The following is a 25,850-nucleotide window of genomic DNA, read 5'->3' on the forward strand; positions in this document are numbered from 1 at the left end:
TTAAAAATTTAAACCCAGTGCCATGCCCATTAAAATCGCGTCTTCAAAGCCGTTTTTATTGGGTGCATCACTGGGGTAATAATTTTTACGCACTGACATTTCAATAAAGCCTGCACGTTCATACAAAGCAATCGCCCGCGTATTAGACTCTCGCACTTCTAAAAATAAGTTTTCAGCGCTTTGTTGCTCACCGTTCGCTATAAACTGCGTTAATAACTGCTGAGCAAACCCTTTCCCCTGAAAGCTCGGAGCAACACAAATATCCATTAAGGTAAAATCGGGTCCTGCTTTTTCACCAATGTAAAAACCTATCATTTGCTCGTCATCGAACGCGGCTAAATTAAAATAGCGGCCCTGCAAACACGACTGCATTGTTTTTAATGTCCAAGGGTGAGTATGGCAGGAGGTTTCAATAGCCATAAGCTCATTGATATTCTCATCACTAACCGACTTAAAGTGTATCAAGGTGTTCACTCATTAATGCCCATAACGCACGTTTTTGTGCACTGGACAGGGTGGAATCAGGTAAGCCTAATTGTTGCTCACTAAACTCAATGGTTGATGATTTAACAATCTTGTTTATTGTTACTGGCGCAAACGCACGCTCAATATCATCTTTTAACGTATCACAGAGTATTAACGATGAATTAGCTGACTGCTCTGACGGAGCTGGGCGAAAGTGTTGATTAAGTTCAAGCTTTTCTATACCAAAAACAGATGCGTAACGTGAATGCATAACGACTCGATGGAATTAGTAAGTTGAATAATATATGAAGTAATCAAAACGATGTAAAGAAGAAATGGCAGGGGCGGAGAGATTCGAACTCCCAACCGTCGGTTTTGGAGACCGCTGTTCTACCAATTGGAACTACGCCCCTGCAATGACGATGAATTATAAAGACCTTTTGACAAAGGTAAAGTAAAAAATCAAATTTTTAGTTTGTTTGCTTTTTAAATAAACAAAACGGCGAATTAGCATGCTAATTCGCCGTTAGTTATTACTTAACTATAGCAATGGGAGGGTTATTCCCATTCGATAGTTGCAGGTGGTTTACCTGAAATATCGTAAACAACACGTGAGATACCGTCGATTTCATTAATGATACGGTTTGAAACCACACCTAAGAATTCATACGGTAAATGTGACCAACGCGCAGTCATAAAGTCGATGGTTTCTACACAACGAAGTGAAACAACCCAATCGTACTTACGTGCATCACCCATAACCCCTACTGACTTAACCGGTAAGAATACAGTAAACGCTTGGCTTACTTTATGGTAAAGCTCTGCTTTGTGAAGCTCTTCAATGAAAATAGCATCAGCGCGGCGAAGTAAATCACAGTACTCTTTTTTGATTTCGCCAAGTACACGCACACCTAAACCTGGCCCTGGGAATGGGTGACGGTAAAGCATGTCGTACGGTAAACCTAGCTCTAAACCAATTTTACGTACTTCATCTTTAAATAACTCACGTAATGGCTCTACTAAGCCCATTTGCATATCATCTGGTAAGCCGCCCACATTATGGTGCGATTTAATTACGTGTGCTTTACCAGTCGCTGAGGCCGCTGATTCGATTACGTCAGGGTAAATTGTACCTTGGCCTAACCATTTTGCGTTTTTAAGCTTTTTAGCTTGCTCATCAAATACATTAATAAACGTGTGGCCAATGGCTTTACGCTTATCTTCTGGGTCTGATTTACCTGCTAAGTCATTTAAAAATTGATCTTCGGCATCTACTTTAACAATGTTTAAGCCAAACTTATTGCCAAACATATCCATAACTTGCTGGCCTTCGTTTAAACGAAGTAGCCCGTTATCAACAAATACACAGGTTAGTCGCTCACCAATAGCACGGTGAATAAGCATAGCTACAACCGATGAATCTACACCGCCTGATAAGCCTAAAATAACTTCGTCGTCGCCTACTGTTTCTTTGATACGCTCAATGGCATCATCAATGATTTTTGCCGGCGTCCATAATTTTTCACAACCACAAATATCAATAGCAAAACGCTCTAGTAAACGTTGACCTTGATGTGTGTGTGTTACTTCTGGGTGAAATTGTACACCGTAAAAGCGTTTTTCTTCGTTAGACATTGCCGCATGCGGACAAGTAGATGTTTTAGCTGTGGTATTAAAAGTATCTGGAATTTCCATTACTTTATCACCGTGGCTCATCCACACATCTAGTACACCATTGCCGCCATCAGTGATGTGATCTTCAATGGCATCAAATAATGCACAGTTACCCACTTTTTCAACTTGTGCGTAACCAAATTCTTTTTTATCTGAGCTATGTACACGGCCGCCAAGCTGTGTTGCCATAGTTTGCATACCGTAACAAATACCAAGTACTGGAACGCCTGCATTAAATACATACTCAGGAGCACGCGGGCTGTTTTCAAGCGTAGTTGATTCTGGGCCACCTGAAAGGATAATACCTTGTGGGTTAAACTCGCGAATTTGCTCTTCGGTTACATCCCAAGCCCAAAGCTCACAATAAACACCAATTTCGCGCACGCGACGGGCGATTAACTGCGTGTATTGTGAACCAAAATCTAAAATGAGGATTCGTGAATCGTGAATGTCTTTGCTCATGAAGTATCTCGTAAAGTCAGGTGCTAAACGCCACCAGCTTAAGCTGTGTGACTATATTAGGGCTAACAAAGGTTAGCCCACTTATTTCAAGTTGTTAAGGCTGATTAGCCTAAACGGTAGTTCGGTGCTTCTTTAGTGATTTGCACATCATGAACATGCGACTCACCCATACCAGCAGAAGTTACACGTACAAACTGTGGTTTAGTGTTTAGCTCTTCGATTGTGGCACAACCGGTTAAGCCCATTGCACTGCGCAGACCACCCACTTGTTGGTGAATAATGGTTGCAATTGGCCCTTTATAAGCAACACGACCTTCAATGCCTTCAGGTACTAACTTGTCAGCTTGGTTTGATTTTTGGAAGTAGCGATCTGATGAACCTTCTTTTTGATCCATCGCACCTAGGCTACCCATACCACGGTAAGACTTGTAGTAGCGACCTTGATAAAGTTCAACTTCACCTGGTGCTTCTTCAGTACCCGCGAGCATAGAGCCAACCATTACACACGATGCACCCGCAACCAATGCTTTTACAATATCACCAGAAAAACGAATACCGCCATCGGCAATCACTGGAATATCGCGACCTTTAAGGCCTTCGACCGCATCTGAAATGGCTGTTATTTGTGGTACACCACAACCAGTAACAATACGTGTAGTACAAATAGAACCTGGGCCGATACCTACTTTAACAGCATCAACACCGGCATCTGCAAGGGCAATAGCACCTTCGGCAGTTGCCACGTTACCCGCAACAATTTGTAAGTCTGGGTAAGCTTGACGAGTCGCTGCAACACGGTCAATAACACCTTGAGAGTGACCATGAGAAGTATCGATTAGTAGTACATCAACACCGGCTTCGACTAATGCAGCAATTCGCTCATCAGTGCCTGCGCCAACGCCTACCGCAGCACCTACACGTAAACGGCCTTGCTCGTCTTTACATGCATCTGGTTTGTCTTGTGCTTTTTGGTAATCTTTTACGGTGATCATGCCTTTAAGTTTAAACGCATCATCAACCACAAGAATCTTCTCAATGCGGTGTTCGTGCATTAAGCTTAAGATATCTTCGCGAGCAGTTCCCTCTTTAACCGTTACTAGGTTTTCTTTTTTCGTCATCACTGTTGAAACCGGCTGTTCAAGCTTAGTTTCAAAGCGCATATCACGACTAGTTACAATACCTACAAGGTTATTTTCGCTATCGGTGACCGGAAAACCTGAGAATCCCTTTTCCTGAGACAGCTCAACGGCATCTGCAATAGTCAGATCGGCGGTTACTGTAACAGGGTATGAAACAATACCTGCTTCATAGGTTTTAACTTTACGAACATTTTTCGCTTGTTCTGCAATGGTCATGTTTTTATGAATAAAACCAAGACCACCTTCCTGCGCGAGTGCAATAGCTAAACGAGCTTCAGTAACAGTATCCATAGATGCTGAAATGAGCGGCAAGTTAAGTTTGATACCACGCGTTAAGCGAGTTGAAATATTTGCCGTATGTGGCAAAACAGTAGAATGACCAGGTACTAAAAGTACGTCATCAAAGGTAAGAGCTTCTTTAGCGATTCTAAGCATTTTGGCAACTTCTCACATGTGGATCTAAGATAAGGAATTGCGGCCAAATTTTAACAGCGTTGTAGGCACTAGTAAATAATATTTTGTATTTATTTATGATAAGCTAGATTTATAAATGTTTTTTGGTAGTTTTTATGTTTTCTAAGCCCTCGCAAACGGTTTATACCGTATCTCGCCTTAATCGTGAAATACGTGCCTTACTTGAACAAGGTTTTGCGTCTTTAGTACTCACTGGTGAAATTTCTAACTTTATTGCGCCTGCTTCTGGGCATTGGTATTTTTCGTTAAAAGACGATAAAGCGCAAATTAAAGCCGCCATGTGGCGAGGCAATAATCGCAACCAAAGCTACCGCCCTGTAAATGGTGCACAAGTAACCGTTAAAGCACGTGTATCGTTGTACGAACCCCGTGGTGACTACCAGCTTATTGTTGAACATATGGAGCCTGCCGGCGAAGGGCAACTTAAGCAAGAGTTTGACGCGCTAAAAATGCGTTTGGCTGCAGAGGGCTTATTTAGCTCCGCTTATAAAAAACCCCTACCCCAAAACATAAATCGCATAGGGGTGATCACCTCACCTACAGGCGCCGCAATTAAAGATATTTTAACAGTACTAAAACGTCGTGCACCGCAATTAGAAGTCGTTATTTATCCTGCGATGGTGCAAGGCAAAGAAGCGCATGGCCATTTAATAAAGCAAATAGAGCTGGCAAATTTACGTAATGAGGTCGACGTTATTATACTCGGGCGCGGCGGTGGTTCATTAGAGGATTTGTGGTGCTTTAACCATGAGCACCTTGCTCGCGCTATTTATCAAAGCGCACTACCCATTGTGAGCGCTGTTGGCCATGAAATAGACACCACGATTAGCGATTACGTTGCTGATGTACGTGCAGCAACTCCTTCTGCAGCCGCAGAGCTCGTAAGCCCCAATACACAAGAGCTACATAATAGGGTTCATCAGTTAATTAGCCGTTTAGCGAATGCATTTAAACACGACATTGCCGATAAACGCGCACTAGCCATACAGTTGCAGCACCGCTTAAATTTATGCCACCCGCGCAATCAGCTAAACCAAAAATCACAACGCTTAGATGAGCTGAGTATTGCACTGCAACAGGCAATGCGTCAGCGTTTATACCAGCAAGAACGCGTGTTAGCTAATTTAACTCCACGCCTAATGCGCCAATCACCAGATAAAAAGCTAGCAAATGCAAACTATCAGTTAGCACAACTCCATGCAAGGCTAAACCAAGCGATGCAGCAGCAGCTACAACACGCAAATAATACGCTTGCCTTACAGGCGAGTCGGCTTGATTCGGTTAGCCCCCTTAATGTATTAGCGCGCGGTTACAGCATAACGAAAACGGCGCAAAATAAAGTGGTTAAATCAGTGGAAGATGTAAAAGTGGGTGATGTGTTGATCACTGAGTTAGTAGATGGCCAGGTTATTTCAAAGGTAGAAGCTTAGCCATATTGCTAAGCGCTAGCCTTGCGTACTAACAGTAAACTCAATACGGGCATCGTTAGATTGAGATGCACTGAGTTTAAATTGCTGCCACCAAGGTTCAAGATGAAGCTTATCGTTTAGCTCGCGCCATAATTTAGCTCCATAATTAACGGCATGTTGGTTAATGGTAAGCTCAAACTTACAAATTGTTTGCTTACACTTTAGCGCTGTAAGCTCAGCGCTATCTGCAAACTCATTAATAATTAAAAAGTCAGTTAACGCGACTTCAAGCTCGTAACTCCATTCGAGATTATCAGCCTCTTGTTCAAACTGTATTGCGAGTTCATCATCAAGCTCTACACTTTCTGATTGATTTAACTTTAACTGTTGTTGAGACTGCTTAAGCTGGATTGATTTTTTTTCAAGCCGCTGATTAAGCTCAACCACATGTTGTGCTAGCTGAGTTTGTTGATCAGCCTCTTGGGCTTTATTAACCTGCACTAGGCCTTGCAAAGTAGTTGGCTGATTATTGACTTGAGTGTTAGCCGAAGAGATTACAGCTTGTTTGGGCGCTGAGGAAACACGAGTGGAATCTTTAAAAAACAAAAAGTAACCACTTGCTAACGCCACGCCTGAAGAAAAACAGAGCAGCATAGCCACAAGGTTACTTTTATATATCATTTCTAGGTACTCAAAAATTAAAGCATTGCACTGGTGTGCGATTCGTTTTCTGGCTCGGGGTATTCTAAAAAGTTTTGGTTCATACTTTCTGCCGGGCACTCACAATCAGGACGACCAATAATTTTTGCAGGCACACCCACCGCGGTCGTATGAGGCGGCACAGGGCTTAGTACCACAGAGCCTGCACCAATACGTGCGCCCTCGCCTACTTCAATATTACCCAACACTTTAGCACCCGCACCAATAAGTACGCCCGCCCTGATTTTAGGATGGCGATCGCCTTGCTCGTTACCCGTACCACCTAATGTAACCGATTGTAATATAGATACATTATCTTCAATCACGGCGGTTTCGCCAATTACAATACCGGTAGCATGGTCAAACATGATGCCTTGGCCTACTTTACAGGCAGGGTGAATATCAACCCCAAACACCTCTGAGGTACGGCTTTGAATAAAGCGTGCAAGCTCTTTACGGTTTTGCTGCCATAAGCAGTTTGCTAAACGGTGTGCTTGAATCGCGTGAAACCCTTTTAAATTTAAAATCACAGTAAGGTAGGTTTCGGCTGCAGGGTCACGATCTTTTACTGCTTTAATATCATGAGCAACATGTGTCAGCATGCGGTCACACTTTACAAAAGCTTGGTCAAACAACTCACGGATTGTAAAAGCAGAAACCACAGCATCAGCTAGTTTATTAGCAACAATAAAACTCAATGCCGACCCTAAGCACTCATGATTTAAAATACACGAATACACATGGCTCGCTAAAAGGGGTTCACGAGTTACTACTTCATTTGCTTCACTACGAAGCTGTTGCCAAATTTCATGACGCATAATAATGCCTTAAGATTAGTACAAAGAGCCTATCGCCAATTCTAACGGATTTAGCCGCCTAGGTGTTAATCCCTTTGTTATTTGTTCTAGTTATTAGATATAACCAGCTAAGTTTCAGGTTTATATTACTTTTTTCAAGTCATGTCATATGACAGCTAGGCAGGTTTAAGCATTTATGAAAAAATAAAATAAGTTAATAAAAATCAGTAAATAACAACATATGACAGCACGTGTGTCATGTGCCAAAATAGCCACTGGCGTACTGCTGACGGCGTAAAAAATAATAATAAACGCTAAATTAGCATCATCAACTCAACAAGGATAACGATGATGAAAAACGACATATTAAATACAAAAAAATTAGGCTATAAATTTTACTTTCAAGATGGCGATAACCAAATAGCCTGTTTTGGAAGCTACTTTACAGGTAAAGAAGAAGTCTATATTAACGATGACTTAGTTAGCAGCAGACGCAGTGTTAATATAAAAAGCTCACACAAATTTGAATTTGAAAATTCGCAGTACCAAGTGAAATTTGACATGCTCAACATACTGACAGGGCGACTTGAATGCACTCTTTACAAAGATCAAGAAGTGCTTGCCAAGCAAGTTCAAAGTAGTCTTCCTAGCGATCCTAAAAAAGCGGCTTTTTTTATTCTAGGCTGCGCGTTAGGTGGTGCAGTATTTGGCTATACCACAGCAACAGTCGTAGAGCTAATTGTAGGGAAACTTTAACATGCAATTAAACCCTACAACGGTAAAGTCGCTTAGGCACACATTCGATTGGACACAACAACAGCTTGCCGATGCCTGCGATGTAAGCTTACGAACTATTCAACGGGTAGAAAAAGAAGGTGCAGCCTCAAAAGAAACCACCATGGCCTTATGTGCGGTATTTGAAGTACGCCAAGGTGAGCTTATTAAGCTTGATGAAAACAACCAAAATGATGCCAATAACAGCCCATCTAAAAGTTTTATTGCTGGTTTAGTTATTAGCTCTGTTATTAGTTTTGCTCTTGGTGCAGCCTCAGTACTATTAATTAGTAACTAACATTACTGCAGTAAAGCAATAAAAATGCCCCAATGCTTACGGCACAGGGGCATTTTTTAATACTTAAGAACTTAAATTATTGAAATACTTTATCCACCTTCACTACTTCAATATTTTTCGCTGGTATTGCCAGTTTGTAATCAGCAATTACCCTATCTTCAGCCACTAATTCGGCAGGCTTATCGGTGTTATACACCATAGGCGAGGTTTGCATAGTTGCTAAACGTTTTTGCATATCTTCACCATCACCGGTAACAAACACATAGTGAATATTCTCAGTTTGTAGGTTGTCTTTAATCACTCGATTTACATCGCCAACAGTCAATGTTTTAAGCTTGTTTGTTACATAGTTTACAAAACTATCGGTGTTATAAAACTCGCTATCTAGCGCATAACCTAACTGGCGATTTTGACTAGCAACCATTTGTGGCACAAAGTTAATTAAAAAGTTACGTGTAGCTTCAAAATCTGCCTCAGTCATACCATTTTTAATTAGCTTATCTAGCTCAAATAATGCGGTACGGGTTGCAAAATGCGCATCGTTGTTTGAGCGCAGTGGACGCAGCCACACTTGGAATATTTGCTCAGAGCGCCCTAAGTTTGCATCAGGTTTAGTTTGAAACATACCTCTAGGGAAGTATTCAATGTAGGCGTAATCACCGTAATTCATACCACGCGTTTGACGAATACGTTCGTACAAGTAACTGTTAGAACTGCGATGCTCACCAAAGTACGAACGCACTAGCCACAATGCGGTCCAGTCTTCGCTGCTACGAATGGTATCAATAGGGAACCCGAACGACACAGCCGTTGATTGCGCTGACTTTTCAACAATCGTTGCATGATGACCTTTAAGCTCTGGCGCATCAGGGATTGTTAAGCGGCTTTGTTCGCCTTTTGGAAGTGTCGCCAAGTCAGCTAACATTTGTGCTTTAAGTTTTTCAGGCACAGCACCAATTAAACCCACAGTAAGTTTAGCTTGTGTAAGTTCAGCATTATAAAACGCTTTAACATCATCAAGAGTGAGCGCTTCTAAATCTGATAAGTCACCGTAGTTATAGCTTTCATAAGGGTGCCCCTTATAAAGCACACTGTAGAGCACTTCTTTACCCAACTCTTCATCATTAGAGGCTTTTAAACCCGACTTAATGCCATCGATCATTTCTTTTTTCAGACGTTTAAAGTCATCTTCTCTAAAGCCTGGGTTTAACAGCTGCTCACTCACTAAGGCATACCACTGAGCTGCATTATCTTTATGAATACGCCCTTGGAACGACAGCATTTCTTTATCTATTTGATAACCAAAGCTACCCGCCAGTGGGTACATTGCCTTTTTAATATCTTTGTAACTCATTGAGGTTGAGCCACCTTGCGCCAGCATTGCGGCAGTCAGTGCTGCAACCCCTTTTTTACCCTGCGGATCGGCAGCGGCACCGGTATTAAATAATAAGTTAATATCGATTAACGGCGAGCTATTAGTTTTATCCAGCACTTTAAAGATAGGCTTACTCGGTGCTTGCTGATACTTAGCTACCAATGCATCTAAGTCGCTTTCTTGTTCAAAACCTGGGGCTTTATCAAGTGCCGACATAGTAATTGTGGTGCGGGCATTATCAACAAAATACTTATTTGCAACGGCTCTAATATCTTCGCTAGTGATATTGTCTGCCGATTTATACAGCTGGTTAATCACCTCAGGATCGCGCTCAAAATGCATATAGCTGGCAAGTGTAGAGGCAATTGCTTGCGATGAATCTAAACCATTTATAAAGCTGTATTTAAGATTAGACTTTAAATCGCTGAGTTTTTGGCTATCAACCAACTCGGTACGCGCTTTGGCATACGTACGGTTTATAGCATCACGCACTGTGGCTAAATCATCGGCATTTTCAACTTTTACAAATACATGCAGTAACCCTGGATCTTTTGTCTCTGGGTTATAGGTAAACATTTGACTCGCGATTTGCTTTTCTACTACCAGCTCTTGGTAAATATCTGAATTGCTAGAAAAATAAAGCTGCGACAGTAAATCTAATGCGGCTCGGTCTTTTTTCTGTGGCTCCCATGCGGCCCCTTTATACGACACAAGTAACCAATGACCTGGTAACCCTTCGTTTTGCTCATGCACATATTTTGGCGCTTGCTGAGTTGGCTCTTTTGGAATATCAGCAACATAGTCGCCTTTTTGCCAGTTACCCCAGTGTTTTTTAACCATCGCCATGGTCTCTTTTGGATCAACATCACCAACAATCACAAGCGATACATATTCAGGCTTATAAAACTTATCAAAAAACTCTTTACCGTAGGCCATTTGATCTGGCATAGCTTCAATGTCTTCAAAAAAGCCCATTGTAGTGTGTTTATAGGTATGTTTTTCGAACGCTTCTTGGCGTACCGCACTTAATAATTTACGAATTGGACTGGCGTTATTTTTTAAGTACTCGCCTTTAACCGTTAGCGCTTCCGTTCTAAATTGTTCTTCGGTGTAGCTTAAGTTTTGAAAAATATCAGCTTCAATCTCGAGCACTTTATCAAGGTGTTGTTTTGAAAAATTTAAGTGGTAGTTAGTGTAATCGTTAGTTGTGTAGGCACGGTTATCAACCCCTGAATTTTTTAAAATATCTGAATACACATCTTGCGGAAACTTTTCAGAGCCTTTAAACATCATATGTTCAAAAAAGTGAGCAAAACCAGTTTTACCCGCTTCCACTTCATTACGCGAGCCAACAGATACCGGTATTTGTAGCGATACTACATCTGGGTAATCGGTTTTAACTACCATAACGCGCAAGCCGTTATCTAGCTCTTCTATTAGGTAATCTTGTGAAAAAACACGCTCATCTGCTTTATTAACTTGTTCTTGTTGAGCTGCTGTTTGCGTGTTTTGACTTTGCTGCATAGCACAACCGGTTAAGGCCAGCGATACCGCTAGGCTAGTTGCCAGTAATTTAAATTTCATTGTTATCCCTTTTTAAATCGAGCAAATTTGTTGTTGTATTAAAACATTTACCAAACTAAGTATGCCGTAAAGTAGTTAAATATAAGAGCCCTAAGCCTATTAATTATGTAAACAACTGTGTCAGTTATTGCTGGTAACTTGGTTTAACTATGAAAATAATTCACGTTAATTGAGAAACTTTCAATAAATAAATCTATCTAGACGTCTAAATGGCTGCTATATTAAATCTATCATCACAAATTAAGCTGGAATGGGGATTATGGCTTTATCACTTCAAGAAAAAATACAGGACACCAACCAAGGTGTTTACCTAATTGGCACAACACCGCCAAAAATTGGGACTGATAAAGCGCAATTAAAAGTCATTGCCGAAAAATTATTAGGCCGTTTACACGAAATTGAATATGACGGTGTGATTATTTATGACATTCAAGATGAAAGCAGCCGTACAGAGCAAGCGCGTCCATTTGCGTTTAAGCAAACAGTTGATCCGCGCGAGTACAGTCAACTCTTACGAGGCTTATCTGATCTTGATGTAATTACTTATAAAAGTGTAGCTCAGCGCGGTGTGAGTGAGTTTAAAGCGTGGTTAGATGAAACTAAAAATGACTACGATTTAAAAAACGTGGTGTTAGTGGGCAGCCCTTCATCAGCGGGTGATATAAAGCTGAGCTTACCGAATGCCTATAAAACACTGGCAGAGCAGTCTGAAGACTTCTTTTTAGGTGGCGTAACCATTGCTGAGCGCCATGCCAATAAGCGCAACGAGCACCAACGCTTAATAGAAAAAACAGCACAAGGATGCCAGTTTTTTATCTCTCAAGCCGTTTACAATGCACAAGCAACCATAGATTTAATAACCAGTTATGCGCGCACATGCAAAGCACAAGGCCTGACACCTAATCGGATTATATTAACCTTTACGCCTTGTGGTGGTGAAAAAACCTTAGAGTTTATGCAATGGCTAGGTATCTCAGTGCCAGAGGCAACTAAATGGCGCATGCTTGATTCGGAAAATACATTAAGCGAATCGGTGCGTATTTGTCGCGAAAATCTCGATTCAATTTTAAAAAGCTGTGCGCACTTAGGTGTGCCGCTGGGTTTAAATATTGAAAGCTTAACCAATCGTAAAGAAGAAATAGACGCGTCTATTAACTTATACCGATTGCTAAAAGCCACAATGGAACTCAACCTTGCGGAGAAGCTAATAGCTTAATTGCGGGGTTCGAGGTTCGGGGTTCGGGGTTCGGGGTTCGGGGTTCGGGGTTCGGGGTTCGGGGTTCGGGGTTCGGGGTTCGGGGCTCGGGGCTCGGGGCTCGGGGTTCGGGCAGAATGATAAGCTACATAAAATAAGCCGGTTCAAGTCGTTAGCTTCGTTTATTTTAATAAGTACTAACTTGATCTATCAGGTTTGAACTGTAGGACTTTATCAAATCTAACAGTCGCATTTGTGCCATGAGCGGATAAAAAGTGAATTTGAAAGCCTGTTGGGTGGCGCCTTCGGCTTAACCAACCTACATTTTGACGTAGGTCGGATAAGTGGCGGAGCCACGCCATCCGACAAAAATGATGAATTTACCAGAAACAATCTAATTTGCCACGTTAGCGATATATAACTGCTTTATACTGTAAGTTAAACCACTCTATACCGACTATCGGCTGAGTGCCATGGGCGGTCATTGGTAACGCCCTGTTAACAGGCAAAATATAGTTGGCTAAAATAAGTGAACGGAGTGAACAAAAAGCCAACTGTATTTTGTCCTTGTTTAACAGCTTGTTAGGCTTCAATTGCTTGAGGATTTAATATGTGTCCTTGTGTTGCGGTTAGTGGTTTCCAATCTCCCAGTTTTACTTTAAAACCTTTTTTTACATAATCTTGCGCAATTGATAATAAATAATCATCTTGCGAACCAAATGAAGCTAAAGCTAAAATCTGTCTACCAACACTAGTTAGTTGGTATATAGCAGCATCTGCTTTTTTATCAATGTCGTCATGTTCTAATAAAATTACTTTATTATTAGAAATTAATGCTTTTATATAATTTGTAGGGGATGTTGAATTCCATGTTACAGATAAGCCAACAGATTCTACGCCGGAGACAATCCCAATCTCTTGTAAAAACAATAACGTATTAAAGCTAATACCACTTTGTTCTAGAAATGAATCTTTATCTCTAAATATTGAACCAGCCACAACAAATTTTGCAACCTTACTAATTAATTCTGCTTCATCTTTGGACAAGCCTTTCAAAAATTCCATAGTTCTAAATGAGTAGCTACCGGGGTTCTTAATTTCTCCTGCTAGAATTCGTCCCCAAAGATCTTGAAGTTCTTCAGAAGAAACACGACCCGCATTTTCCCGCCATGAATATAACCAATCATCTTCTACATCTTGTACTGGAGGCTCCTGAACTTCGCTAGCTAATATATTCTCAGCCGCAAGAACTGCTCTACTTACATTTACTTCTTTTCTAATGGATTCAGAAATATCGATATTAGCTGCTGTTATTGCTAGATCAGGAAGACCAATAGTTGGTTCTATTCTATTTTGTGCAGATCCACCAATTAAGGGAGTAGACACATCAATTGGTATATTTTTTCCAGCCTTTATATCAGCTGCTAACTTTTCAGCTTCAGCTAACATTATTATTTCGTTTCTTCTAACTTGATTTTTAGCTTCACCTAATCGTTTTTCATGCCAAGGTTGTAGAGCTGAACCAATTCCTTTTTCGGCGAGAGTTTCCCACATCTTTATAACTAATTTTTCACCTGGAAATTCCATATATACTCCTTGAAGCCTAACAATTTAATAGTGCGCTCATCGCGCATATTTCTGCCGACTCCACGCTCATTTTTCTACATTATATAGTTTTAACAAATAACCTAAGGTATTACTATAACTATGTTTTCTAAAGTTTTTAGGTAAAGTTAAATAGAACAATATGCGCTCATAGCAGCTTGTCAGGTGAAGTCTAAACTAATTCTCCTCAGCTGTAAGATCAGATATGAGCTACTACACCTATATGGCTTGCCTTTTTATTTTTATAATGTAATTAGCCGGTCAATTTCTTTTTAAATTTATATTTTATTACTGTGTTTATCGCGGATTGTTTTTTTTAGCTGTTTCTTAATTAAGGTTTGCTCGCAATATAATGCAACAAGAACTCCAATAAAACTCGAAAAGATCACAATAAGCCAATAGTAAATACTATTAAAAATGACCACCCCTGAAATAGATAGATACAAATTGAATGGAACCACAAAAATTAAAAACCCTAAGACTTTGATAAACTCTCTGAATAGCTGAGAGTCCATTTTTGCTGAGTTTATATGAGCATTAATAGTTTCGTCTGACACATTACCTAGCTCAGCGTATTCCTTTTTCAACCAATTGAGATAATCCAATTTCACTTCCTTTTTATATTTTTCGCTTCAATCACCTGATTTCATTCTCGACAAAATAATTACACTTTATTGATTACATGTAAACAATACAATGACTTAATACTTAAGCTGTGTGCTAAAAAGAACTAACAGGGAGAGGTAGTGAATTAAGAATATGCAGCAAACCACGGCGCTAAATTTAACGCCGTGTTGGGCTCTTTTTTACTGACAGCTGATAGCTAAAAACTGAACGCTTTTATTTACGTCTTCTATTTGGTGCTCTTTGGCCTGTAATACGTTTTTTATCGCGATCTTTACGCGCTTTGTTAGTGTTTTTGCGGTTATCTTTAGGCGGCTTATTTAAATCAGGTTCATAGCCTTCAAGCCATTGTGGTGTTAAGCGGGTATCAAGCAGCACTTCAATTTCTTCAAGCAGCCATTGCTCATCTAAACTCACTAGCGACATAGCAAGGCCTTGCTCGCCTGCACGCCCTGTACGGCCAATACGATGCACATAGTCTTCAGCTATGTATGGCAATTCAAAGTTAATTACGTATTTAAGTGCCGGTATGTCTAAACCGCGCGCCGCTACATCGGTGGCTACTAAAACACGCGTACTGCCCTCTTTAAAGTTTTGTAATGCGCGATCGCGAGCACCTTGCGATTTATCACCATGAATAGATTCGGTTTTTAAACCATCTTTACACATTTCTTTGGCTAGCTTATCGGCCATTTGTTTTGTGCGGGTGAATATAAGCACTTGGCGCCAGTTTTTCATGCCAATCATGTGCGATACCAGTTCGCGTTTTCTGTCTTCATCTACTGCGTAAATAACTTGTTCAACCTCTACAGCAGCAGAGTTGCGCTTATCGACTTCAATAAGCTCTGGGTCTTTAAGTAATTTTTTACTTAGCTCAAAAACACTGTCATCAAAGGTCGCAGAAAACAGTAAGGTTTGACGATCGCCTGGGATATGACGCAGTATTCGTCTAATTTCGTCAATAAAACCCATATCAAGCATACGGTCTGCTTCATCAAATACCAAAGAATCCACGCTTGAAAGCACCACACTGCCCTTCACTATATGATCAAGTAAGCGCCCTGGCGTTGCCACTATTACTTGCGCTGTTTTAAGAGCTTTGATTTGTGGGCCAATGCTTGCGCCACCATAGGCAAGTGCACCTTTTATATCTGTACCTTGTGCGTATTTTTCAAAGCTTGCAAATACTTGCTGAGCAAGCTCCCTAGTGGGCGTTAAAATAACCACACGAGCAATGCCTGGTTCGTCTTTTTTAGTGGTATTTAAAAGCTTATGTAAAAGCGGCAAAACAAACGCGGCTGTTTTACCAGTACCAGTTTGAGCGCTACCCATAACGTCTTTGCCCGCTAAAATTGGCGGTATCGTTTTGTGCTGAATGGCGGTAGGCGTAGTGTAATTATTTTGCTCTATTGCCGTTAATAGTAACGGGTCTAGGGCTAGTGATGAGAACGATGTGGCAGACATAAGCTTGGCTTTAAAATAACAAAGAACGCTATTATACCTGAGCTTAAGTAATAAAAAAGGCGCTAAATAGCGCCTAAGTAAAATGAAATATTTAAGCTGGTTTTAATGTGGCTTTACGCTCATTATAAAATGCAATTAAATCATCTACGGTGCTTTGACAGTATTCACGAATACCCGATACCACCATGTGTTTTTCACCAAAACCCACCTTTTCGCCGTTTTCTAATAAATTAAAGCGCAAGGTTATTTTGCCGCGTTTACCAGCGTATTCAAAGCTTGGCTCTGCAAACTCAAGGGTCGGTGATTTAATATCAATGTTATTAAGATTAATTATCATTGATTCATAAATAATCATAGGCCGCGCAGGATTTATCATTACCTCTTGCTTGCCCATTAAAGGAATAATTACATGCGGGAACGCAGCACCTGAAAACTCAACATAATTTTTTATTAAACTGTTTGTAAGTGTTGGGCATTTACTGGTTTTACCGTCGCGTTTAACCTTTAAAATTACTTTTTCGCCATGGTTTACATCAAACTCTTCTCCAGGTTGTTCTGGAAAATTTAGCTTGGTATTTTCATCAACCATACCGGCAAAGGTAAACTCCATTCGCTCACTAATGCCATAGCGGTCTAACACTAGAGAAAAAAGTAAGTCTCCTGGTGCGCAAAACTTTTTAGCGTCTTTATCATGAAGCGGGTTGTAGTCGTCGGCTACACATTTAGCAAAGCGACAACCTTGCTCACGAGAAATTAAAACATAATCAGCATGCTGCTGATAGTAAGGACTTAACATAGTGTGTTCACTGCTTAAACTGCTTATAACCTAGCTATACTACCAGAAAAAAAATCTTGAGAGGTCGAATCTGTTTAATAAAGGCGAAAAATGATAATTTGCAACTCGCTAATTAACTAAGTAAATTAGGCAAATACGAGTTTAAGGGATTAACTAATGAAGTATTTTTCTTTATTAATATGCGCGGTTTCATTATTAACTGGCTGTAATAACATTACTTACACAACCAATATCGACGACGAGGTTTTATCAGAACACGTTTCAAGCCACACTAAAAAACGTGGTCTAGAGCAGTTTTACAGTGTTCAGGACGCTCTCGATAGAGGTGCAAGCCCTCTTGGTGGAATAAAAGGCGAAAGCTGCGATGTATCAGATGATACGCGAACATCCTCAATTAGCTATAACCGTTTGAAATCACAAGCTATAGAATCCCTTAAAAACGATGTGCTTTATTTAGGTGGCAATGCATTTACACTGGAGCAATGCCAATCAGTATCCCGCTACAATTGTGATTTAGCCGTTACTTGTACCGGACAAGCCTATAATTATTAATAGCTCAAAATTATCTAATTGAGACTATAACGCTATGTGATTCGTTTTCTCTCATTTCCTCTATCAAACAACAAGCAGTATTTGCCAATGACTTTTTACTTTTTAGCTGCCGCTATTTTATGTGTTTTCCCGCAGTGTAAACTCACTGTATTTCGCCAACCATTATGGCAATACTTATTGCTGCTAAGTGTTATTAGCGCCTATTATCAAGAATATATAAATTTAAACGCGGTTGCTGTTATAGCTGTTTATGTGGGATTGTTTCACTTTACGCTATTGGCAACCTCAGCGTTAAAACGTAATGTTCTAACGTCTTTATTTATAACAGCCTCACTCGGGTTGGCCTTACATTGGTTTGCGGGTTTTAATAACCTGCCTATTGTTGTTAATGAACAAATCACCAGTAACGCAATTGCATTCACCTTGTATGCTAATTTTGATAAAGCATTAGCGGGTTTAATGCTGGCCGCTTATGTTTTTGAAAAAAATAAAACGGCAAAGCCAGTAACTATCGGCTACCCTGCTTTAATCATAATTATCACTATTTTAGCGGCGCTCATAACTGCTTTAACGTTAAACCTTGTTGAATTTGCGCCAAAAGTACCTGAATTTTGGTTGTTATTTATAGCCATCAACCTACTTTTTACCTGCGTTGCAGAAGAGGCATTATTTAGGGGAGTGATACAAACTAAGCTTTCAAAACTAATAACCCCGAGCAGGTTTGCATTACTGGCACCGGTGATCAGCACTTGTGTATTCTCACTGGCACACTTTTCAGCGGGTACTCATTATATGCTTGTGGCGGCCGTTGCAGGTTTTGGTTATGGCTATATTTACTATAAAACTAGCCGATTAGAATGGGCCATTTTATGTCATTGGCTCGTTAATGTGTTTCACTTTTTCTTATTTACTTACCCTATGCTGGCAACACCATCTTAAAACTACGGGTACAAAAAAGCCGCTTAAATAAAGCGGCTTTTGAATCTGTATACGCGATTACGCACTTGGATAATCACGGTATGCGCGTTCTATCTTTTTAGCCTGCTTTTTAGAAATACCTAAATGGGCAAGCGCAACACGTAAACGTGCACGCGATAGGTCAGACCCTAAAATCTCCATTGCATCTAATACCGAGGTAGACGATGTTTTGCCGGTAATAGCCACAAATATAGGCTCTAAGAAATCTTTAATTTTAAGCTCGTGGAAGGTGGCTACTTCTTTTGCAATTGCAAAAATAGCAGGCTTTTCAAAGCTACGTAAGCCTTCTAGCTGCCATACAAAAAATTGTAATGCTTGGCGAATAACATCTTCGTCAGCTTTACCGGCTGTTAATAGCGCTGGGTCGTAAGTCGGGATGCCGCCTACAAAGTGCCCTGCTAAATCAACCATGTCAGAGAGCGTATTAATACGCGTTTTAGCTTCAGGTAAGACTTTAGCCAGCATGTCGCCATTAAATTTCCAGTCAACAAAACGCTGCATTAGCTCTGCATCAGTTAAGTTTTCGCGGATCCACATACCGTTTAACCAGCTTAACTTGTCTACGTCGAATACTGGGCCACCAAGCGATACACGCTTCATGTCAAAATGTTCAATCATTTCATTAAGGGTGAACTTTTCACGCTCATCAGGCATTGACCAACCCATACGGCCTAAGTAGTTTAGTACCGCTTCTGGTAGGTAACCCATTTCTTTGTAGTAATTAATAGACGTTGGGTTTTTACGCTTAGACAGTTTTGATTTATCTGGATTACGCAATAATGGTAAGTGACCTAGTACCGGTGCTTCCCAACCAAAATCTTCATACAGTTTTAATAGCTTAGGCGCTGAGTTTATCCACTCTTCACCACGGAAAATGTGGCTAATTTGCATATGGTGATCATCCACCACGTTAGCTAAAAAGTACGTTGGAAAACCATCCGCTTTTAATAGCACTTGCATGTCTACGTTTTCCCACGGGATCTCAATTTCGTCGCGTAGGTAATCGTTAAACTTAAACGTACCTTCACTTGGGATTTTCATACGAATAACGTAAGGTTTACCCGCTGCTAAGTTTGCTTTAATTTCGTCTTCTGTATGGTTTAAGCCACGACCATCGTATTTAGGACGCAGACCTTCGGCCATTTGTTCTTCACGCATTTGGTCCAGTTCTTCGCTGGTTGCGAAACAGTAGAATGCTTTGCCGTCTTCAACTAACTGATGAGCGTATTTTTTATATAAATCACTGCGCTCAGATTGACGGTATGGACCAAACTCACCACCTACATCAGGACCATGATCCCATTCAAGGCCTAACCAGCGTAAGCTATCCATGATGGCTTGTTCAGATTCAGGTGTGCTGCGAACTTGGTCAGTATCTTCAATACGAAGTACAAATTCACCGCCTTGCTGTTTAGCAAAACAGTAGTTAAATAAGGCAATGTAAGCGGTGCCAAGATGCGGGTCACCAGTTGGCGACGGAGCAACACGGGTACGAATTGTCATGGTAATGTCTCTTTTAATAAGTGAGATGGTATGAAATACCAATAAATATTTTAAGCGGCTACTTTGTTTAAGTAAGCAATAATATCGTTTGATTCATAAAGCCATTTAACTTGGCCATCTTGCTCAATACGTAAACAAGGTACTTTAACTTTTCCGCCTTGCTCTAATAGCTCTTGGCGGTATTGCTCATCATTTTTTGCATCGCGTGTTTCAATTTTTAAGCCTTCACGCTTAATTGAACGGCGCACTTTTACACAAAAAGGGCATGCTTTGAATTGATAGAGCTTAAATTGTGCGGTTTGCTGATCAAGCTTAGTTTGCTCTTGCAGATCACGTTTTTTGCTACGCGGCGTAAAAACAAAATTAAAAAATAAGATGATACAACCTAAAACCCAGCGAACTAATTTCATCTTCAATACTCTTTACAACAAATTTAAGGTGCAAGATTTTAACACAAAAAAGCGCAACACTATAAGCGGATTATACGTTGCGCTATATCGTTAAAAAAGTGCTTAATTACAACACCACCATATCATCTCTGTGTAGCACTTCCACGCCGCTATCGTAATCAAGTAAATGGCTGATTTGATTAGAGTGTGCGCCTTTTATTTTATCGATTTCAAGATGACTAAAGCGAGTTAACCCGCGTGCAATAATTTGCTCGTTTACATCAATTAAGTTAATTAAATCTCCACGTTCAAATTCACCTATTGCACGCGTAATGCCTTTAGCAAGTAAACTAGCCCCCTTAGATTGCAATGCATGCACCGCACCGGCATCAATTAAAATTTGGCCACTACTTTTAGGCCCTGCCAATAACCATTTTTTTCGGCCATCTTTAGGCGCGGTAAGTTTTAAAAAACGGGTGCCTGGCAGTTGTTCGCTCATGCATTTTAAAATCACGTTTTCATCAGCGCCTTTGGCAATAATCACCTCAACCCCAGCTCTTCTGGCAATATCTGCTGCCTGTAGTTTGGTTGCCATACCCCCTGTGCCTAGGTTTGTACCGCTGCCACCCGCAAGTTGGCGTAACTCATCATTAATATGAGTAACTTCGTCAATCAAGGTGGCGTTAATGTCGGTGCGGGGATCGCTGGTAAATAACCCTTGTTGGTCGGTCAGTAGCAGTAACTTGTCGGCATTGGCTAAAATAGCCACCAATGCCGACAAGTTATCGTTGTCACCTACTTTTATTTCGCTAGTAGCAACTGCGTCATTTTCATTAATGATCGGCACTACATCATAATTTAATAAGGCATTGAGGGTATCGCGGGCATTTAAATAACGCTCTCTGTCGTCAACATCCGCGCGCGTTAGTAGCATTTGCCCGACGTTAACGCCATATAACGCAAATAAACTTTGCCAAATATGAATGAGTTGCCCCTGTCCAATGGCGGCCAACATTTGTTTGTCTATTAATGTGCGCCCACAGGGTTTTAATAGCTGTTCGCGACCTGCGGCAACCGCACCGCTTGATACCAAAATAACGTGATGACCTTGCTTTTTTAGCTCACAGCATTGGCGAACAAGTTCCACCATATGTGCTTTGTCTAACTTATCGGTACCGCCAGTGAGTACGCTTGTACCTAGCTTTACAACTACGACCTGATCCCTTTGCATGTTTTTTACTTTGCGCAATAAATGATGAATTTATTTATACCAGTTCGGTATTTTTGAACAAGTAAAAAATATTCAATCACCCCCTCTGCGTGCTAGGATCGCACTATATTCAACCGTTTAAATTACGCCTTATGCCTGCCAGTTTATGTTTAATTATTGCCACCTTTTTGTGGGGTAGCTCCTTTATTGCACTTAAATACGCGATTGCGATTTATGACCCTGCCTTGGTGATATTTTTACGTATGCTCACCACTTTACTGATTTCGTTATGTTTATGGCGTTACGTAATTCGCTTTGAATATTTAAAAGGCGATTGGAAGTACTTATTAGGCATGTCGCTGGCAGAGCCTTGCTTGTACTTTTTATTTGAAGGCCACGCAATGGAATATACCTCAGCGTCTCAAGCGGGGGTGATTGTTTCTTGTTTACCCATTATTGTGGCATTTTTAGCGTTTTTCATGCTCAAAGAGCATATTAGTAAAGCTATTGTGGTGGGTTTTACGCTGTGTATTGGCGGCAGTATTTTACTGACCTTGCTCTCACCGAGTTCAAGCCAAGCCCCAAACCCATTACTGGGGAATTTTTTAGAATTAATGGCCATGGTGTGCGCGGCATTTTATACCGTGTGTATAAAACATTTAGCTAACCGTTATTCCCCACTCACATTGATTGCTCTGCAAGGCGTGAGTGGTAGTTTGTTTTTTGCTCCGTTTTTACTGTTTATTGACCTACCCAGTGAAAACCAACACGATTTAACCGCACTAATGAGCATTTTGTACTTAGGCTCTTGTGTTACTTTGGGTGGGTACGGCATGTACAACTATGCGATTAGTAAAGTGTCGGTATTAACCGCCGCGGCTTATTCTAATTTAATCCCTATTTTCACTTTAATTTTGTCAGCCATTATCCTCAACGAAGTACTAACTCTTGGCCAGTGGATCAGCATATTTGTGGTGTTTATAGGCGTAATGATTAGCCAACGCCATCAAGAACTAGTGGTCGATATTCCTAACTCAACTTCGGGTGAGAATATTTCTGCCGACACTAACCATCTTAAATCGGTACCCGAGGCCAGTGAATCAAAAGGGTAACAGGTTAATAAATACAACCCTGATTGCTGCAAAAAATCGGTGTTGTACTGATTAATTACCTCAACATGTGTTACTGAATAATGCTGCACTTGGCCATTTTTAAGTTGTAGAGAAAATTGCTCCCCCACTTTAGCGTTTTTTAAAAACGCAAAGTGGGTATCGTTGTGGCCAGCAATAAGTGCTCCTTGCGAATTACCAAAATCAGCCCCACCTAAATCCCCTGCTGGTAAAAAGTGGCTCGGCGCAAACGCTAAATTTCTACCACTTGCACCATCAAGCACGGTTAGTCGCTTATTATGCTTTGGCCATATTATTTGTGCTACGGGGTAACTATCAGCATAAAACCACGGCTTAATTTTTTTATTGGGCGATTTAAGGGTCGTTTGCCAAGCTTGCTCTATTAACACTTGTGCAAGCCACGCCTTTGCCTGCATGTATACACCATGGCCAAACAAGCTCAGCCCTAAGGCAAGTAAACCTATGCTTAGCCACTTTTTCATTTACAGCGCCTTACTAACAACAGACCACCTAGAAGTAGTAATGCTCCAAACACAATATGTATTTTGCTTTGCCCATCAGTTTGCGGCAAGCGCATACTCATTCCTTGTGGCATAGTATTAGCCACTTGTGTGCTTTGTTTAGCAACTTCTTTAATAGTGGTCTCTTCTATGGCAATAAACGCAGTAAATGGGCTAAGTAATTGATGCTCAAGCGCGAGCTGCTGCACTTGCTGTTTTACAACACTTTGTTGGTTGTATAACAATAACGACTTTATTTTTTGACGTGCCCAAAGCTTATCAATTCCCGTGGCTTTTGAACTTGCTTGCGGATTAAGCTTAACCTTAAACTCCCCATGCGCCGTTTGCCCCGTAAAAGTAATTGCATCGGTATTGTCTAATTTAATGGCCACCATAATGGGCTCAGCAAAATATAGGTCCGGCAAAGGTGAGGGCCAAAAATCTAAGCTCTCTCCATTTTTATTTGTTAACGCTAAATTAGTCATCGCCGGGTGAGCAAGTTTATCAAACAACTGCTGCATTTTCGGCTGCACATCATGAGCACTGCTTATAAAGGTGTAAGTTCCCTTGCCTATATCAGCGGCACGACGCATAAAATAACGGTTAGGCGCACTACCAATGCCCACAGTAAATAAACGGCTATCACCTAAGGTATACGCAATATGTTTAAATAACTGATCTTCGTTACTTACGCTACCATCGGTTAAAAATACAACTTGGCGTACAAACCCTTCAAACTGCGTACCATCGAGTACTGCATCAAGTGCGCCTTTTATTTCAGTTCCGCCATCGGCTTGTAAGTTATAAATAAAACGCTCTGCGCGACGTAAATTAAAGTCACTGGCAATTAATGGGGTTTCACTCATGGCTGCAACCTCATTATTAAAACTGACAATATTGAAGCTATCATCACTATCTAATAATGATAATGCGTAAAACAGCGCTTTTTTAGCTTGTTCAATAGACTGCCCATGCATAGATCCCGAGGTATCAACTACAAACACCATTTCACGCGGTAAACGCTGAGATTGAGTAAAGCTATCGCTTGGCGGCATTAGCATTGCTAACGCATACTGCTCACCATTTTGTGCTTGCTGAGTAAAAAGTGCAGCTTGCGCTTGCGCTATTTGTAGTGGCTTAAACTCAAGTACAAAGTCTCTATTTATGGCTTGCTGTGGTTTTAGCACAATGCTGTATTGCCCAAATGCAGGGTTTTCAATATTAACTTGATGGTACTTAGCGTTTATATCAACCAATTCTAAGCCTATATCCATGTTAATTGTTAAGCTTAAATCGCTGGCATTTGTCGCCTCATTGGTTTGTTTTGTGTAAACAGGGCTTAACCAACCCTGTGGAGTGAACGAAGGTGCATTAGCGCTTTTTATCGCATGTGTATCTTGTTCATCGTTAACTTCCCCTGTTATTGCATGATAGCGTGGCGTAATTGTAGTTGGAAAATGAATCGCAAAGGTTCCGTGTTGGTAATCAATAATCTCTTGATACTCAAGCGTTATAACTATTTCTTCTCCTGGCCCTACATTTGCCACATTTGTAATAAACATATTTGCACGCTGCTGTCGCAGCAATGAAGCTTGTTTGCCTGCTTTTTTGGCAGCTTGGTACTGTTTTTCAGCTTGGCGTTTTTTTGCTATTTTACCTTTGATAACTCGCTCGCCAATGCGCATGGTCATTGCTTGCACGGCGCTTTCATCGGGTAAAGGAAATACATAACGTGCATTTACGGCAAAAGGGTTTTCATTTATGTAGTGCTGCGTTACTACAACATGATTAATTAGCCCTGTTAGGGTCATTTTTGCATCGCTTTTTAAAATAACCCCAGGGTTAACCGCCACTCCTTGGCTATCAAACAAAGATAGTTTTGGCGACTGTGCATGGCTTTTAAAGCTGGCCAAAAGCACGATAATAATAAAAATAAAAAGGCTTACCTTGGTAAGCACTTTGGTGGGTTTACTCAACATAAATCACTCCATCGAACGCCTTGCGATTAATTGCTTGCTGTTTGATCAGTCGTTTGATTAAGCGCACGGGTAGTGAGAGTAACGCGTCTGTCAAAAAAGTTATCTTCAAGGGTGTTACTATTTGCTATGCTTTGTTGCTCGCCAAATGCTTGTGCGCTTAAACGTGTATGGCTTACACCTTGTTTAATTAAGTAACTTTGTACGGCGTTTACTCTGGCTTTTGAAAGTAATAAGTTTGCTTGCTCTGCACCACGCTGATCGGCAAAGCCACTTAAATCGAGCGCGAGTTGCGGTTGGCTTTTTAATAACGCTACCAATTGATCAAGCTGCTTGGCAAAATGAGGAGCAATATCGCTAGATCCAGTTTTAAATTGCACCGTCATTGCCAATAAATTATTAAGCTGCGATTGAGTTAATTGCTCATTTTGTTGCGCCAGCAGTTCAAGTTGCGCCTCTAGGTGACTGTTATGATTAAGTACATGCTGGTAGTCGTTGGTTTTCTCTGCCATTACAATTAAAGCTTGCTGCTGCTCAGCAATGGTTTGCTCAGCTACCTTGGCATCGCCAATCAAACCACCAGCAAATGCGCCTACAAACGCGCCGATTGGCCCACCAACAACACCACCAATAATGGCACCAGTGCTCAGGCCAACAATTGTTTCTTTTTTTGCTTCTTTTGATGGGGTATCCGCAGCAAATACTGGCGTACAAAAAGTGCTAACAAGTGTGAGTGCGATTAATGTTTTCTTCATGATCTATTCCTTACTATTAATAA

The 25,850-nt window shown here is 40.8% G+C and carries 24 protein-coding genes and 1 tRNA gene; 7 read left to right on the plus strand and 18 right to left on the minus strand.

Annotated features, from left to right (window positions below):
* The 5 genes from rimI to guaB form a co-directional block, all read right to left on the minus strand.
* On the minus strand, positions 1–465 hold the full coding sequence (gene rimI, locus B1F84_RS12155) for a ribosomal protein S18-alanine N-acetyltransferase (protein ID WP_205988864.1): 465 nt from the start codon (positions 463–465) through the stop codon (positions 1–3).
* A complete protein-coding gene (locus B1F84_RS12160) occupies positions 452–736 on the minus strand; it encodes a hypothetical protein (protein ID WP_131691575.1) in 285 nt (94 codons plus the stop codon). Before B1F84_RS12160 ends, rimI begins: the two co-directional genes overlap by 14 nt.
* 65 nt (positions 737–801) lie before the next feature.
* Positions 802–878, minus strand: a tRNA-Trp gene (locus B1F84_RS12165).
* A gap of 145 nt (positions 879–1,023) precedes the next feature.
* Positions 1,024–2,601 carry a glutamine-hydrolyzing GMP synthase gene (gene guaA / locus B1F84_RS12170; protein WP_024602106.1) on the minus strand — a complete coding sequence of 526 codons (1,578 nt, stop codon included), beginning with the start codon at positions 2,599–2,601 and terminating at the stop codon, positions 1,024–1,026.
* A 104-nt stretch (positions 2,602–2,705) separates the two neighbouring features.
* Positions 2,706–4,175, minus strand: coding sequence for an IMP dehydrogenase (gene guaB, locus B1F84_RS12175; protein ID WP_008110278.1), 1,470 nt, complete (start codon positions 4,173–4,175; stop codon positions 2,706–2,708).
* Positions 4,176–4,309: 134 nt separating this feature from the next.
* Here guaB and xseA point away from each other — a divergent pair, with 134 nt between their 5' ends.
* The gene (xseA, locus tag B1F84_RS12180) at positions 4,310–5,644 is read left to right on the plus strand and encodes an exodeoxyribonuclease VII large subunit (RefSeq protein WP_131691576.1); all 1,335 of its coding nucleotides are present in this window, start codon (positions 4,310–4,312) and stop codon (positions 5,642–5,644) included.
* Between the two features lie 15 nt (positions 5,645–5,659).
* Here the strand turns inward: xseA and B1F84_RS12185 are convergent, their stop codons facing one another.
* Together B1F84_RS12185 and cysE are read right to left on the minus strand one after the other, a co-directional pair.
* Positions 5,660–6,304 (minus strand): hypothetical protein, encoded by a 645-nt coding sequence (locus B1F84_RS12185; RefSeq protein WP_128583356.1) that lies wholly within the window; start codon positions 6,302–6,304, stop codon positions 5,660–5,662.
* Between the two features lie 17 nt (positions 6,305–6,321).
* On the minus strand, positions 6,322–7,140 hold the full coding sequence (gene cysE / locus B1F84_RS12190; protein WP_010387694.1) for a serine O-acetyltransferase: 819 nt from the start codon (positions 7,138–7,140) through the stop codon (positions 6,322–6,324).
* A 327-nt stretch (positions 7,141–7,467) separates the two neighbouring features.
* Here cysE and B1F84_RS12195 point away from each other — a divergent pair, with 327 nt between their 5' ends.
* Both B1F84_RS12195 and B1F84_RS12200 read left to right on the plus strand, forming a co-directional pair.
* Positions 7,468–7,875 carry a hypothetical protein gene (locus B1F84_RS12195; protein ID WP_109874206.1) on the plus strand — a complete coding sequence of 136 codons (408 nt, stop codon included), beginning with the start codon at positions 7,468–7,470 and terminating at the stop codon, positions 7,873–7,875.
* Position 7,876: 1 nt separating this feature from the next.
* Positions 7,877–8,191 carry a helix-turn-helix transcriptional regulator gene (locus B1F84_RS12200; RefSeq protein WP_131691577.1) on the plus strand — a complete coding sequence of 105 codons (315 nt, stop codon included), beginning with the start codon at positions 7,877–7,879 and terminating at the stop codon, positions 8,189–8,191.
* A 76-nt stretch (positions 8,192–8,267) separates the two neighbouring features.
* Here B1F84_RS12200 and B1F84_RS12205 read toward each other — a convergent pair whose 3' ends face one another.
* On the minus strand, positions 8,268–11,150 hold the full coding sequence (locus B1F84_RS12205) for a pitrilysin family protein (protein ID WP_131691578.1): 2,883 nt from the start codon (positions 11,148–11,150) through the stop codon (positions 8,268–8,270).
* 259 nt (positions 11,151–11,409) lie between these two features.
* On the opposite strand from B1F84_RS12205, the gene B1F84_RS12210 reads away from it, so the two are divergent.
* Complete coding sequence (locus B1F84_RS12210; protein ID WP_008110265.1) at positions 11,410–12,366, plus strand: hypothetical protein; 957 nt, start codon at positions 11,410–11,412, stop codon at positions 12,364–12,366.
* Positions 12,367–12,927: 561 nt separating this feature from the next.
* On the opposite strand, the gene B1F84_RS12215 is transcribed toward B1F84_RS12210, so the two are convergent.
* From B1F84_RS12215 to B1F84_RS12230, 4 genes are all read right to left on the minus strand, one after another.
* Positions 12,928–13,932 carry a DUF2806 domain-containing protein gene (locus B1F84_RS12215; RefSeq protein WP_131691579.1) on the minus strand — a complete coding sequence of 335 codons (1,005 nt, stop codon included), beginning with the start codon at positions 13,930–13,932 and terminating at the stop codon, positions 12,928–12,930.
* 296 nt (positions 13,933–14,228) lie between these two features.
* The gene (locus B1F84_RS12220) at positions 14,229–14,555 is read right to left on the minus strand and encodes a hypothetical protein (RefSeq protein WP_131691580.1); all 327 of its coding nucleotides are present in this window, start codon (positions 14,553–14,555) and stop codon (positions 14,229–14,231) included.
* 235 nt (positions 14,556–14,790) lie between these two features.
* Positions 14,791–16,038 carry a DEAD/DEAH box helicase gene (locus B1F84_RS12225; protein WP_024602386.1) on the minus strand — a complete coding sequence of 416 codons (1,248 nt, stop codon included), beginning with the start codon at positions 16,036–16,038 and terminating at the stop codon, positions 14,791–14,793.
* A gap of 91 nt (positions 16,039–16,129) precedes the next feature.
* Positions 16,130–16,834, minus strand: coding sequence for a DUF3581 domain-containing protein (locus B1F84_RS12230; RefSeq protein WP_131691581.1), 705 nt, complete (start codon positions 16,832–16,834; stop codon positions 16,130–16,132).
* A 156-nt stretch (positions 16,835–16,990) separates the two neighbouring features.
* On the opposite strand from B1F84_RS12230, the gene B1F84_RS12235 reads away from it, so the two are divergent.
* Positions 16,991–17,386: a hypothetical protein gene (locus tag B1F84_RS12235; RefSeq protein ID WP_131691582.1), complete on the plus strand. Its 396-nt coding sequence runs from the start codon at positions 16,991–16,993 to the stop codon at positions 17,384–17,386.
* An 87-nt stretch (positions 17,387–17,473) separates the two neighbouring features.
* Positions 17,474–18,325, plus strand: coding sequence for a CPBP family intramembrane glutamic endopeptidase (locus tag B1F84_RS12240; RefSeq protein WP_131691583.1), 852 nt, complete (start codon positions 17,474–17,476; stop codon positions 18,323–18,325).
* A 57-nt stretch (positions 18,326–18,382) separates the two neighbouring features.
* Here the strand turns inward: B1F84_RS12240 and gltX are convergent, their stop codons facing one another.
* The 3 genes from gltX to proB form a co-directional block, all read right to left on the minus strand.
* Positions 18,383–19,867 (minus strand): glutamate--tRNA ligase, encoded by a 1,485-nt coding sequence (gene gltX / locus B1F84_RS12245; RefSeq protein WP_008111109.1) that lies wholly within the window; start codon positions 19,865–19,867, stop codon positions 18,383–18,385.
* 50 nt (positions 19,868–19,917) lie between these two features.
* Entirely contained in the window at positions 19,918–20,277 is a 360-nt protein-coding gene (locus tag B1F84_RS12250; RefSeq protein WP_131691584.1) for a glutathione S-transferase N-terminal domain-containing protein, read from the minus strand.
* Positions 20,278–20,383: 106 nt separating this feature from the next.
* Positions 20,384–21,487: a glutamate 5-kinase gene (gene proB / locus B1F84_RS12255; protein ID WP_131691585.1), complete on the minus strand. Its 1,104-nt coding sequence runs from the start codon at positions 21,485–21,487 to the stop codon at positions 20,384–20,386.
* A gap of 131 nt (positions 21,488–21,618) precedes the next feature.
* Here proB and B1F84_RS12260 point away from each other — a divergent pair, with 131 nt between their 5' ends.
* Positions 21,619–22,578: a DMT family transporter gene (locus B1F84_RS12260; RefSeq protein ID WP_075169758.1), complete on the plus strand. Its 960-nt coding sequence runs from the start codon at positions 21,619–21,621 to the stop codon at positions 22,576–22,578.
* Here the strand turns inward: B1F84_RS12260 and B1F84_RS12265 are convergent.
* From B1F84_RS12265 to pdsO, 3 genes are read right to left on the minus strand one after another with little or no spacing between them, the layout of a single operon-like run.
* A complete protein-coding gene (locus B1F84_RS12265; protein WP_131691586.1) occupies positions 22,473–23,078 on the minus strand; it encodes a class GN sortase in 606 nt (201 codons plus the stop codon). The two genes, B1F84_RS12260 and B1F84_RS12265, sit on opposite strands and share 106 nt — an antisense overlap.
* Positions 23,075–25,075, minus strand: coding sequence for a marine proteobacterial sortase target protein (locus B1F84_RS12270; protein ID WP_131691587.1), 2,001 nt, complete (start codon positions 25,073–25,075; stop codon positions 23,075–23,077). Before B1F84_RS12270 ends, B1F84_RS12265 begins: the two co-directional genes overlap by 4 nt.
* A gap of 26 nt (positions 25,076–25,101) precedes the next feature.
* Complete coding sequence (gene pdsO / locus B1F84_RS12275) at positions 25,102–25,827, minus strand: sortase-associated OmpA-like protein PdsO (protein WP_131691588.1); 726 nt, start codon at positions 25,825–25,827, stop codon at positions 25,102–25,104.
* Positions 25,828–25,850 lie beyond the last annotated feature (23 nt).

It is taken from the genome of Pseudoalteromonas sp. DL-6, assembly GCF_004328665.1.
In the GTDB taxonomy this organism is placed as follows: domain Bacteria; phylum Pseudomonadota; class Gammaproteobacteria; order Enterobacterales; family Alteromonadaceae; genus Pseudoalteromonas.

Coding starts and splice junctions, on each gene's coding strand:
- B1F84_RS12200 (WP_131691577.1), top strand. CDS start 7,877: ATGCAATTAAACCCTACAACGGTAAAGTCGCTTAGGCACACATTCGAT.
- guaA (WP_024602106.1), bottom strand. CDS start 2,601: ATGAGCAAAGACATTCACGATTCACGAATCCTCATTTTAGATTTTGGT.
- B1F84_RS12270 (WP_131691587.1), bottom strand. CDS start 25,075: ATGTTGAGTAAACCCACCAAAGTGCTTACCAAGGTAAGCCTTTTTATT.
- B1F84_RS12215 (WP_131691579.1), bottom strand. CDS start 13,932: ATGGAATTTCCAGGTGAAAAATTAGTTATAAAGATGTGGGAAACTCTC.
- B1F84_RS12240 (WP_131691583.1), top strand. CDS start 17,474: ATGACTTTTTACTTTTTAGCTGCCGCTATTTTATGTGTTTTCCCGCAG.
- B1F84_RS12195 (WP_109874206.1), top strand. CDS start 7,468: ATGATGAAAAACGACATATTAAATACAAAAAAATTAGGCTATAAATTT.
- B1F84_RS12160 (WP_131691575.1), bottom strand. CDS start 736: ATGCATTCACGTTACGCATCTGTTTTTGGTATAGAAAAGCTTGAACTT.
- xseA (WP_131691576.1), top strand. CDS start 4,310: ATGTTTTCTAAGCCCTCGCAAACGGTTTATACCGTATCTCGCCTTAAT.
- B1F84_RS12185 (WP_128583356.1), bottom strand. CDS start 6,304: ATGATATATAAAAGTAACCTTGTGGCTATGCTGCTCTGTTTTTCTTCA.
- B1F84_RS12205 (WP_131691578.1), bottom strand. CDS start 11,150: ATGAAATTTAAATTACTGGCAACTAGCCTAGCGGTATCGCTGGCCTTA.
- B1F84_RS12265 (WP_131691586.1), bottom strand. CDS start 23,078: ATGAAAAAGTGGCTAAGCATAGGTTTACTTGCCTTAGGGCTGAGCTTG.
- B1F84_RS12225 (WP_024602386.1), bottom strand. CDS start 16,038: ATGTCTGCCACATCGTTCTCATCACTAGCCCTAGACCCGTTACTATTA.
- cysE (WP_010387694.1), bottom strand. CDS start 7,140: ATGCGTCATGAAATTTGGCAACAGCTTCGTAGTGAAGCAAATGAAGTA.
- B1F84_RS12210 (WP_008110265.1), top strand. CDS start 11,410: ATGGCTTTATCACTTCAAGAAAAAATACAGGACACCAACCAAGGTGTT.
- B1F84_RS12250 (WP_131691584.1), bottom strand. CDS start 20,277: ATGAAATTAGTTCGCTGGGTTTTAGGTTGTATCATCTTATTTTTTAAT.
- gltX (WP_008111109.1), bottom strand. CDS start 19,867: ATGACAATTCGTACCCGTGTTGCTCCGTCGCCAACTGGTGACCCGCAT.
- B1F84_RS12260 (WP_075169758.1), top strand. CDS start 21,619: ATGCCTGCCAGTTTATGTTTAATTATTGCCACCTTTTTGTGGGGTAGC.
- B1F84_RS12230 (WP_131691581.1), bottom strand. CDS start 16,834: ATGTTAAGTCCTTACTATCAGCAGCATGCTGATTATGTTTTAATTTCT.
- B1F84_RS12235 (WP_131691582.1), top strand. CDS start 16,991: ATGAAGTATTTTTCTTTATTAATATGCGCGGTTTCATTATTAACTGGC.
- proB (WP_131691585.1), bottom strand. CDS start 21,487: ATGCAAAGGGATCAGGTCGTAGTTGTAAAGCTAGGTACAAGCGTACTC.
- pdsO (WP_131691588.1), bottom strand. CDS start 25,827: ATGAAGAAAACATTAATCGCACTCACACTTGTTAGCACTTTTTGTACG.
- guaB (WP_008110278.1), bottom strand. CDS start 4,175: ATGCTTAGAATCGCTAAAGAAGCTCTTACCTTTGATGACGTACTTTTA.